The organism is Plebeiibacterium sediminum (assembly GCF_026013605.1).
In the GTDB taxonomy this organism is placed as follows: domain Bacteria; phylum Bacteroidota; class Bacteroidia; order Bacteroidales; family Marinilabiliaceae; genus Saccharicrinis; species Saccharicrinis sediminus.
In genome coordinates this window covers 84,087-96,350 of sequence record NZ_JAPDPJ010000012.1, presented here as the reverse complement: position 1 = coordinate 96,350, position 12,264 = coordinate 84,087, and the positions used below count along the sequence as shown (strand labels likewise).

Here is a 12,264-nt window from a genome sequence, read left to right as displayed (position 1 = left end):
GTATGAAAAAGATATTTTTGATAATGTTCTCAGCAATCACACTGTTTGGTTGTGAGGATTATCTCGATAAAGTTCAGGATTCAGCTGGACTAGATTCAGATGCGGTATATACAGATTATTCAAACTTTAGAAAGTTTGAAGACAGGATGTATAAAGACTTGAATAATTATATCTCTGCAGGAGATTATTCATACATTGCTGCTTTATGTGATGAAGGGTATTTAGGACCAGGATGGGAAACTATGCCTATTGCACAAAGTGGGGACTGGATTCGTTCATATAACACAGGTCAAGCTCTTCAGTTTTATGGAGTTTGGAATAGTTGGGAAAGTATTCGTATTGCTAATTTAGTATTGGAAAACCTGCACCAATTAGAAGGAGTTGCTACTGAGAATCAGATTAAACAGTTAAAAGGACAGGCTCATTTTATGCGAGCATGGTATTATTATGAATTCCTTAAACGTCAAGGTGGAATGCCATATATTACAAAGGCATTTAAGGGAACGGATAATTTTGCGTTGTCTCGTTTAAGTTACCATGAAACAGCACTTAATATTGCTGCAGATTGTGATTCAGCAATTACTTTATTACCTGCAAAATGGGATGATGCAAACATGGGACGACCAACTGTAGGATCTGCCATGGCTTTAAAGGCTTCAACTTTCTTATTTGATGCCAGCCCAAGCAATAATCCGGAAGGTGATGCGAGTAAGTGGGAAGCAGCAGCAACAGCTGCATGGAATGTGATTAATATGGCACAATCTACAGGTAGATATAAATTACTACAAAGCAACGATGTCGATCACGTAACTTATACAACACCTTCAGGTGTGAAAACCATAGAATATGCTAGTGGTTTTGATAGTATTTTTATGTATCAACCCTATAATGATGAAATTCTTTGGGAGAATTTTGCAGCAAGTACTGATGGTGGTATGTATGCAGTTTTTACAACTCCAAGTTTGAATGCCGGGGGAGTAATTCAGGGTTTTAGTCCTTCTGCAAACTTTGTCGATCTGTTTGAAACAAATCGCGGATTAGCGATTGAGGACGATCAGGATTTTGATAATCAGGATCCATTTATAGATCGTGATCCCCGCTTTTATCAATCTATTATTTTTAATGGTGAAAGATGGACTAGCCAGACGGATAGATATATGGAATTGTTCAATGGAGGGAATGAGCGTAAAAGTGCAGAACATAATTCTTACTCAGGTTTTCTGGCTCGTAAGTTTTGGGCAAAAAATATAGACCAGTGGTCGGGAACTAGTGCTCCATTTACACATGTGATTTACTTTCGTTTAGCAGAAATGTATTTACAATATGCAGAAGCTGCAAATGAGCTTGGAGGACCTAATTATAAGTTAGGTGGTGCAAACTTAAGTGCAGTTGAAGCAGTAAACATTGTTCGGGCAAGAGTGGGTATGCCACCTGTTAATAGTATCTATTTGGAAGATGCAGGTTCGTTTAGAGAACGAATTAAAAATGAACGTGCCGTAGAGTTTTATCTTGAAGGAAAACGTTTTTTTGATCTTTCACGCTGGGGCGATGCGCATAAAGCTGAACATCGCGAATTATACGCTTTGGATTTTCAAGCAGATGCAGGTAGTCCAACTGGTTATATAATTACTCGATCTACTACTCCGTTTTTTACATTAACATTCAATCAAAAGCATTATAGATGGCCAATTCCACTAGAGGATGCTTTAATGTTTGAAGAATTTGAACAAAATCCAGGGTGGTAAATAACAATCTGATATATAGATCTGAAATGTAATATAGAAGATTACAATTTTAGGATATTCAGTTTAAAAGATTAGGAATATGGAAAAAAAATATATTAATAAACTCTTGATTCTGTGTGTTATTGTGCTGGTGCAATATGCAACAGCAGTTGCGCAGAAAGGAGAGGTGCCAACATCATTGGTTACTGCAAAAATATTGGATGATAATAATAATCCAGTAACAAATATTGTAGTAACATCATTTGTAGCGAAAAATAAGGCAGTTACTGATGTAGATGGTAAATTTAAAATTAATGTAGCTGCAGGTTCTACCGATCATTTATATATAGCTGCACGTGGATATAAACCTTTGGTTATAAAAATAGAAAACGGCTTATTAAACGATAGTTTGTTAAAGTTGAAACCTGAGCTTATTATTGATGGTGAAAGAGAATTAGAATTCCCTTATCAAAAAATGACCATGGATCGCTCCGTTTCTTCTTCTACTTATGTTTCAGGGGAAGAGTTGTCTACATATCCAACAACTGTTTTTTTAGAAGCACTAAGTGGTAGGGTTCCCGGAATGGTAGTTGAGCAAAATAGTGCAACGCCAGGTGCTGAAAGTATTTTTGTTTCAGTCAGGGGGGTAGCTGCTTCTACCTATATTGATGGTGTTTTAAGGGATGCTTCTGATCTTTCGGTTGACGAAGTTGAAGGTGTTCATGTAATAAGAGATTTGGCAGGAAGAGCAATACTTGGTTTAAGTGGTACAAATCCTGTTATTTGGATTACAACTAAAAAGGGTATATCCTATAAACATGAAATAAATGCATCTGCTAGTGTTGGAATTAATACTCCTGTTGGTTTGCCAGAATATCTGGATGCCTATGATTATGCTACTTTAGTTAATGAGGGACGGAATAATGACGGTTTAAGTTCAATATATTCTTCTGCAGTATTGGATGCGTATAAAAATAATACTGATCCAATAAAGTATCCTAATATTGATTATCAGGATGAATATGTAAAAAAACGTTCTATGTTTCGCAAAGCAAATGTAAACTTCAGAGGTGGAGATGAAAATGTGAACTATTTTTCTATGCTTGACTACATTGGAACAGATGGACTTGAGGCAGTTGGTCAAGATATGAAGTATAACCGGTATAAGATTAGAGGTAATGTAAATATCAGGATGAATGACTGGTTGAAAATGAATGTAAATTTATCTGCAGTATATGGAAAAAGGAAGTATGCAAATGATGGATCTGGTGCCGAACCATATGATATGTTTTATGATATGTTTAACATGCCATCAAATGCGCATCCTATTTCATATGAAGATAAGCTAATAATAAGCGATAACTATCCAACGAATATTACAAATGAATTAAAATATTCCGGATATGCAGAAAGTGCTCAGTTTAATACCCAGAATAGTGCTGATTTAATCATCAATTTAGGTAATGTGTTAAAAGGATTAACGTTTAAGACATCTGCTGCATTTGATGTAAATAATATGATTACTAACAATAAAGGAGGTACTGCTGATTTATTTCGCCTGATTGATAACAACGGAGAACTTGATGTGGAGAGAATTGTTGAAGCGCAAGTTGATCCTAATTTATCGGAAGGTGGAAATAATTACTTGCGTCGTACCTCTGCTAATGGACAGTTTACTTATGATAGAACTTTTGACAAGCATGCTTTAACAATGAATGCTTCATATTTCCAACTATTAGAAGAGATAAGAAATACAAGTGCAAATTATCAGCCATTAAAAAGACAAGATCTGGGTTTTAGAGCTAATTATGCTTATGATGGTAAATATGTAGCCGAGGTAGATCTTAGTTACACAGGAAGTATGTTTTTGAAAGAAGATAACCGCTTTGATTTATACCCAACATTTGGCGCAGGTTGGATTATGAGCAAGGAAGACTTTTTAGCAGACAGTAGAGTAGTTGATTATCTTAAGTTGTATTCTTCTTATGGCAAAATGGGAATTGAATATGTAGGATTAGCAGGTTTTAATTCTTATTATCTGTTTGAAACACTTTGGCAACAGCAAGGTACATGGGAATCTGGTATTGAGGGGAATAAAGGTAATGCTGTTAATATTTACAATATTATGCAAGCCGGAAGCAGTGATTTTGAATTGCCAGTTGTACAGTTTTTTAATGTAGGAATTCAGAGTAATTTATTTGATAATAAGCTAGCCTTCGAAGCAAATTATTATAGCCGTAAAGAAACCAAACACTTTTCTCTAAAACAGTATGAAACACCATCTTTATATGGTGGATATGATTTCTTACCAGCATCAAATTTTGGTGAAAGAAAATATTGGGGTATAGACGGATTGATTCAATATTCTGATAAAATAGGAGATTTCAAGTATTCGATAGGTGCCAATGCAACTTACAATAGAGGTAAAATTGTAGTGATAGATGAACCTTTGGCATTAGAAGAATATCGCAAAATGTCAGGTAAAGAAATGGATAATATTTGGGGGTTGCAGTCTGAAGGATTATTTCAGTCGGAAGAAGAAATTGAATCCAGAGTTGTCTCTCAAAGTTGGGGAGCACTACAGCCTGGAGATATAAAATATTCTGATTATAATAATGATAATGTTGTAGATGAAAAGGATAGGCATGATTTAGGAGAGCATTCTCCTCGTATTTATTATGGTGTTAACCTTGCATTGGAGTATAAAGGAGTAGGACTAAAGGTTATAGGAACAGGTCGAATGGATGGTAAAATGTCTTATCTTAATTCACCGTATTTTACTGTTATGGGTACAAGTAGCAACTATACTAAACCTATGCTTGACAGGTATCCTTATACAAATGATTATCCCAGATTAACAGTTCAATCAACTAATAACTATCAGAGTTCATCTTATTGGTTAAAGGATGCATCTTATTTTATGTTGAAGAATATTGAGCTAAGTTATACTTTGCCTAAAATATCTTCACGTAAAATATTGATGGATGAATTTAAAATATTCGTTCAAGGTAAGAATTTATTCACTGTTTCAGATTTGACAAAATATGGTTTACATCCAGAAAACTTATACGCTGGAATTTCTGGTTATCCATTGTTAAGGACTGTTACTGTAGGATTTACATGCAAATTTTAAATATAAAATTAAATACATGAAGCAATTAAAATTCATAATAATAGCAGTAGTTATGGTTTTGCTTATGGGGGCTTGTGAATATTTAGATCCAAGACCTATCCAAGACCAAACTAGCGAAGACTTGTGGAGCCATGCAACTTATGGTGAAGGTATCTTGACTACAGCCTATGCTGATTTAAATGCATATTATCCTATATATGAATCATATTTTACAGATAATGCTGTGGCAAAAACACCCGGTACAAATCAACTGGCTCTTGGTTCATGGACTGTTCAGAATAATAGCATTGGAAATTGGGAGAATTGTTATAAGAACATAAGGTACCTTAATTTATTTATTGAAAATGCTAAGGATCTTATTTATAAAGTATCAGATTCATATAAGGATTCAGTTTTAAATGTTCATAGGATGGGGGAAGCCTATTTTTTAAGGGCGTGGTATCAATGGCAATTACTACGTACTTATGGTGGTTATGCAAGCGATGAAACAGAAGCCTTAGGTGTTCCAATTGTTACTTGGGTAATGGATCAGAACGAAGACCTGGATATACCCAGAGATACTTATGAAGATTGTGTTCAACAAATAGCAGAAGATTGTGATTCCGCAATTAAGGTGTTGCCGAATGATTATTTGACAGGAGCTGATGAGTATACAGGATTAATGAATCGTGGTAGAGGATCTGCATTGGCTGCTATGGCTTTAAAAGCACGAGCATATTTGTATGCAGCAAGTCCTGCATATTCAACTTATGATCAGGCAAAATGGCAAAGAGCAGCAGAGGCAGCTGCTGCTGCAATCAATGCAGCAGGTGGTTTATCTGATTTGGATGATTTTGGAAACTTTAATGAAGCAACAAGCTCTGATTATATTTGGATTTATCCTACATGGACAGGTAATTGGATGGAATCTACTTATTATCCACCTTCAATATATGGAAACGGGGAATGTAATCCTTCACAAGAGTTAGTTGATGCTTTTCCATCTTCGGATGGCTATCCTTTATCCGAGAGTGGGACTTACAACTCATCACGACCATATAATAATAGGGATGGTCGCTTTGAAAGATTTATATTCTTTAATCAGGATTTATATAATGATACTTATATCGAGACTGTTGAGGGAGGTGCAGATGCACCTGGTGGTTTAAGTGTAGAAGGTACACGTACAGGTTACTACATGAAAAAATTGTTGAGTAAAGATGTTCGTCTCACTCCAGGCGATGTAACAACAGATGTACATTTTTATGTTTTTCTTGGCAAAAATGAATTATATATGAATTTTGCCGAAGCTGCAAATGAGGCTTATGGTCCTACTGATGAAAGTTATGGTTTTTCAGCTTTACAAGCCATTCAAAAAATTAGAAAAAGAGCAGGAATAGATTCTAATCCTTCAAGTGAAGAGTATGAGGATGAATATTTAGATCAAGTAGCAAGCTTAGGTACAGATGAGTTTAGAGAACTGATAAAAAATGAACGAAGGATCGAGTTGTGTTTTGAAGGACATCGTTTTTGGGATATCAGAAGATGGAATGAACCTTTGAACCATAGTGTAAGTGGAGTTAAAATTACATTTTCAGATGAACCATTGGAACAGGAAGAATTTAATATAGCATTAAGTTCTGTTGCGTCAACAGATTTTGTGTCATCATGGGAAGATGTAAATAGCATTAAAGATGGTTTTGAACCAGAGAATTCAGCTGATCATAATCATGGTATTTATGGAAATTGGGATAGCAGTGGTGAAAAGAGATATATTCAGTATGAATTTCCGGAATACCTAACCTCCGAAGGTACTAGCAATGTTTATACAATTAGTCAGTCAAATGTATATTGGTTTACAGATGGAGGTGGAATTTTATTACCTGATGAAGTATCTATTGAATATTGGAATGAAGAAAGTAATGCATGGGAAGAAGTTAAGAACTATAGCGCTTATGGTAAAACTGCTGACGAATGGAATGTGACTACTTTTGATGCCGTTGAAACAAGTAAAATAAGGCTTTATATGAAGAGCAATAGCGAATCAACCGGTGTAATTGAGTGGCAAGTAATGGGCATCCAGACAAGTCCTGCTAACTACAGTTATAAATATGAAACAGTAGAATCGCATATATATCAAGATTACATGAGATATATACCAGTTCCATATACTCAAACATTGATAATGAAGAACCTGAAACAAAATAGAGGTTGGTAACAGGTCAAATATAGATTAAACACAAAAAATTATTTATTATGAGATATATTATTTTATTCCTGTTGTTAGTATGCGTTTTGTCTGGTTGTTATGATGAATATAGACTTGATTATCCATATTCCACAGTAGCATTTTCTAATGCAACCGGAGGAATGGATATTGAAGGTGTTTTGGCGCGTACTGTAGTTAAAGATGAGGGTATGAAACTGGATATTGGAGTGTATTTAGGTGGAATATTAGAAAATAACTCCAATAGGTGGGTTGAATATGAAATAGACGAGAGTATTTTGGATGGAACTGACTTTGAATTATTACCTTCAAATTACTACACATTAAGCAATACAGAAAAATTTGAAATACCATCAGGGGATTATATTGGTCGAGTAACCTTATCTCTTGATTCTGCAGCTTTTGTTAATGATACTAAGGCTTTGGAATATAAATATGCATTGCCAATAAGATTAATCAGGACATCTGAAGACTCAATACTTTCAACTAAAAGCACGCAGATATTAACATTAAAGTACATCAATCATTATGAAGGTTTTTATAATCATAAGGGGTCTTTTACGACTTATAGCAGTAGTGATGAGGAACTAAATGCAGGCTCATTTGAAAATGTAATAACCGCAAGTACATATGACTTAGATACCATTTTAATTAATGGATTACTTAATGGTATAGGTGAGGATTATATGGCTAAATTAATGGTTGATCAGTCCAATTCCATTTATATGGAGTATGTGCCTAAGGTTCCAGAAATGATTGTTGAAGAAAATGTTGCCTTATCAAGTACATCTACTACGTCATCTGTTTCAGATTGGGAAAATCTTGACGCCATTCATGATGGACAGGAACCTTCTAATTCAGAAACAAAGAGCGAAGGGGGAGCATATGGAAACTGGCCAAATGCAGAAACATGGAACTGGGTGCAATATGATTTTCCTCAGTATTATGAAATATCTAAATCAGAAGTTTATTGGTGGACTGATAATGGAGGAATATTGATCCCATATAACTCATATGTTGAATACTGGGATTCAGAAACTGAAGAATGGAAATTGTTGTCAGATCCGGTAATAAATGGTGAGGTTGTGCCTGCTGAGGATTATGGTAATAAAGAAAAGTTTTCAGGAGATACTCCTGCTTTGGGAGGAGAGAAGGATATGTTTAACGTTACAACATTTAAACCTGTGATAACTGATAAAATAAGATTACATTTTATAGCTGTAGAATCTCAAGGAATTCACGAATGGAAAGTTTGGGGTATTAAATCTAAGCTGTCCGGATATGAACAAGAACCGATAGAGAAAATTACGATGTTAGATGGTAATTCATTTGATAAAGAAAGTAATACATTTAATTTGAATTACAGAATTAATTATATCGGCAAAGATCATTATACAGATGTTTCTTCTTCAATGGTATGGAGAAATAGGATTAGAGATGGAGTAAATGAATGGAGACGTTAGTCATTTATTTGCAGAGACAAGTATTGATGATGAGGTGTTATATGTAGGTAGAGCACCTGAATTATCTGCAGGAAGTGAATATACAATCAGAATTGGATATAGAGATACGAGTGATGAAAGTAAATTTATACGTATGTATATAAACATCACACTAGAATAATATAAATCTATGACAGTAATTACTAAGCATAAGTCGGCAAATGCCGGCTTATGCCATATTATTTTATTTGTTTTTCTAATCGTTTTTTCCGGATTATTATCGGGTTGCGATGGAGGAGAAAAAATACAGGATGTTGTAACCGGAGAAGATTCAGAAGATGATGACTCAGGATATGATAATGAGAATACTGAAGGTGTTGTAATATTAACAGAATCTGATATTGCTGATTTTGATAAGTTTTATAAGCCAGCTGAATTTGCAGATATGAATATGCTAAGAAGTGATAGTAAATGGTCCTTTGTCAGGAGCAGACAATCTGATCACTTTTTTGTGTTTTGGGAAGAAGGGTTTGGAGATGATCCCAATGCAGCTTCTGTACCTGAAGCATTAAGAGTTGATATTGACGATTTATTAGAAAAGGCAGAAGAATTTTATGATATAAATGTGAATACTTTAGGCTTTGCAACAATTGGACATGGAGTTTCAAACCTGGATAAATATAAGATGGAGATTTATCTGCTGTACCAAGCAGAATGGCTTGCTACTGGTAGTGGATATGATGATGTGATAGGCGCTTTATGGGTAAATCCAGGTACATGTAAACCTGTCGGATCTACTATAGCTCATGAGATAGGTCATAGCTTTCAGTATCAAACCTATTCTGATTTATTAAACTATAATGGCATTACTAACGATTTTAATCGTGGATTCAGATATGGTTATGGTGGAAATGGCGGAAATGCCTTTTGGGAACAGTGTGCCCAATGGCAATCATTTCAAAGCTACCCAGATGAAGCTTTTACTTCATATAACTTTGATGAGTACATGACTAATTATCATCGTCATTTTTGTCATGAAATGCAACGTTATGCCAGTTATTGGCTGCAGTATTACTGGACAGAGAAACATGGCATTGACTATATTGGAAAGATTTGGAGAGCATCCATGGGTCCTGAAGATCCTATTGAAACGTATATGCGTTTAAATAGTCTGACTGTTGAGGAGATGAACGCAGAACTTTATGATGCTGCATCCAAAATGGTTACCTGGGATTTGGATGCCATTCGCAGCATAGGAGCCAATTATATTGGGAAATATTCATATAAATTTTATCAAAATGAAGATGGATATTATCAGGTGGCTTATAGTAAATGTCCGGGATCAACAGGATATAATGTGATACCTTTGAATGTTCCGAAAGCAGGTACAGTAGTAAGTACATCTTTTGTTGCATTAACTCCGGGATCAGCATTAGCAGCAAAGGATCCGGGACAATATAATGTTGGTGAAAATGTTTTAACAACTACGATTTACAACAATACATCGCAAACCAGAGCCGGTTACAGATACGGTTATGTGGCTTTATTAAATGATGGAACCCGGGTATATGGTGAGATGAATAGTAAAGTTTCAGATGATATTGAGTTTACCATACCTGAAAATTGTGAGAATCTTTGGCTGGTAGTATTAGGTGCACCAACCACTTACAAATCTCATCCGTGGGATGATGATGAATCCAATGATGACCAATGGCCTTATAAAGTTAGATTTACCAATACAGATCTTTTGGGTAATATAACAATTGATGAAAATGCAACACCAGAAAATATGACGTTGACATACGATGTTTCTTTTGATGTTTCAGATGCATATACAGGTACAACTGTTAACCTTTATAGCAACGGAGATATATCAAAAATAGCACAGGCTTTTGTGATGCAACCATCTGCAATTTCAGGTATCGTATTAGATGCCAACTCAACACCTCAGGAAGGAAAAATTGCTTTTGCCGCTGTGGAATCTTCAGGATCACTTAAGTATGAAACATCAGCAAATGGTTATGGATTTTGGTATGCTGGTAATGGTGATGTTATATCATGGGGTGAAAATAACGACAGTAAGATTTTTACAGAACTCACATTAAGCAATTTTGAATTTAGTATTGGACAGTATCCCGGTAAATCTGTTTCTGGTGATCAATATACCGTAAAACAGGCATTGGTTTACACCAAAAATGGTTCACAGTATCAGGTTACCTTTGTGTTTAATATTACACTGAATTAGTAGTATAGAACGCTGTTGAAGTGAAAATAACCATATGTTCAAGTTATTTAAACATATGTTACTGTTTTAAAAACATCAAAATCTCAGTTTTGTACACCGGATATTTTGAATAAAGCAGTTTGAAAGAATAATAATATGAAGATTTATAAATTTGGTTTTATTGCGTTAGTGTATATCATAAGTGTACACATCAACATTAAGGCTCAGGAAAAGAGTGCAGACAGAGAAATCTACATTCCACAGGAGTTTAAAGATGCTGATTTTAACAACCCCGCTCATAAATGGAGTTTCTCCAGAAGTAAGCAGTCAGAACACTTTATTTTATTTTGGGAGTCAGGATATGGAGAAAATAATCCTAATTCAGCCGCAGTACCAGAAGAATATCGTGTTGACATAGATGATATGCTCGTTAAGGCAGAAGAATTTTATGAACTAAATATTAATAAACTTCACTTTGCAAATGTTGGTTCAGGAAAATCAAATCTGGATAAATATAAAATCATCATCATGCTTCATTACACTACCGATTGGATGGCATTTGGAGCAGGGTACGATGATGTAATAGGAGCTTTATGGGTGAGTCCGAGCACCTGTAAACCAGTAGGAAGTGTTATTGCGCACGAAATAGGTCATTCTTTTCAGTACCAGGTTTATGCAGATTTATTGGCTAATGGTGATGTGAAAGAAGAATTTACTCGTGGGTTTCGCTATGGTTTTGGAGGAAACGGAGGAAATGGTTTTTGGGAACAAACAGCCCAATGGCAGGCCATGGAATGTTATCCTGAAAATATCTTTAATCAAAGAGATTTGGAAATTTATATTCAGAATTGTCATCGCCATATTTGCCATGAGGATTATCGTTACTCAAGTTATTTTATTCACTTTTTTTGGACTGAAAAACATGGTATAGATATGATAGGTAAGCTTTGGATCAATTCTAAAAAACCGGAAGATCCCATGCAAAGTTATATGAGATTAACCCATACTTCAGTATCCGATTTTAATAATGAAATCTATAATGCTGCTGCTAAAATGGTTACCTGGGACATTGATGGGTTGAGAAAATTGGGTAAAGATCATATTGGTGAACAGGCTTTGCATCCTGAATCTGAAACCAATAATGAATTTACAGTTGATTATAAGCATTGTCCTGGAACAACAGGGTATAATGTGTTAGAACTGGAAATCCCTCATAAAAAATCTGCTGTTTCAGTTGAGTTTACCGGTCTTGTAAATAAGGACGGATTTAATCAAGTTGAAGAAGCTCAAAGAGCCGGATGGCGATATGGTTTTGTTGCTTTGAAAAAGGATGGAACACGGGTTTACGGAAAAATAAATCATAAATCAGAAGATAAGGCAAAGTTTAAAGTTCCTGCAAATTGTTCCAGATTATGGTTTGTGGTTACAGGAGCTCCCAATACTTATGTGCCACATGCCTGGGATGATGATGAGAAAAATGATGATCAATGGCCCTATCATGTAAAATTTAACAATACAAAAATATTATAAGCTAA

General features: G+C 35.1%; 7 protein-coding genes. All 7 read left to right on the top strand.

Annotation, left to right across the window (positions count from 1 at the left end; genetic code table 11):
- The first annotated feature begins 2 nt into the window (after window positions 1–2).
- The 7 genes from OM075_RS07575 (at window position 3) to OM075_RS07545 (ending at window position 12,259) form a co-directional block, all read left to right on the top strand.
- Window positions 3–1,745, top strand: a complete 1,743-nt coding sequence (locus OM075_RS07575) for a RagB/SusD family nutrient uptake outer membrane protein (RefSeq protein ID WP_301189887.1) — start codon at window positions 3–5, stop codon at window positions 1,743–1,745.
- Window positions 1,746–1,824: 79 nt separating this feature from the next.
- Window positions 1,825–4,857: a SusC/RagA family TonB-linked outer membrane protein gene (locus OM075_RS07570; protein WP_301189886.1), complete on the top strand. Its 3,033-nt coding sequence runs from the start codon at window positions 1,825–1,827 to the stop codon at window positions 4,855–4,857.
- A gap of 16 nt (window positions 4,858–4,873) precedes the next feature.
- Window positions 4,874–7,054 (top strand): RagB/SusD family nutrient uptake outer membrane protein, encoded by a 2,181-nt coding sequence (locus tag OM075_RS07565; protein WP_301189885.1) that lies wholly within the window; start codon window positions 4,874–4,876, stop codon window positions 7,052–7,054.
- A gap of 38 nt (window positions 7,055–7,092) precedes the next feature.
- Complete coding sequence (locus OM075_RS07560) at window positions 7,093–8,526, top strand: DUF1735 domain-containing protein (protein ID WP_301189884.1); 1,434 nt, start codon at window positions 7,093–7,095, stop codon at window positions 8,524–8,526.
- Window positions 8,510–8,686 (top strand): hypothetical protein, encoded by a 177-nt coding sequence (locus OM075_RS07555; RefSeq protein ID WP_301189883.1) that lies wholly within the window; start codon window positions 8,510–8,512, stop codon window positions 8,684–8,686. Before OM075_RS07560 ends, OM075_RS07555 begins: the two co-directional genes overlap by 17 nt.
- 9 nt (window positions 8,687–8,695) lie before the next feature.
- Window positions 8,696–10,750, top strand: a complete 2,055-nt coding sequence (locus tag OM075_RS07550) for a DUF4859 domain-containing protein (RefSeq protein WP_301189882.1) — start codon at window positions 8,696–8,698, stop codon at window positions 10,748–10,750.
- A 135-nt stretch (window positions 10,751–10,885) separates the two neighbouring features.
- Window positions 10,886–12,259 carry a DUF6055 domain-containing protein gene (locus tag OM075_RS07545; protein ID WP_301189881.1) on the top strand — a complete coding sequence of 458 codons (1,374 nt, stop codon included), beginning with the start codon at window positions 10,886–10,888 and terminating at the stop codon, window positions 12,257–12,259.
- Window positions 12,260–12,264 lie beyond the last annotated feature (5 nt).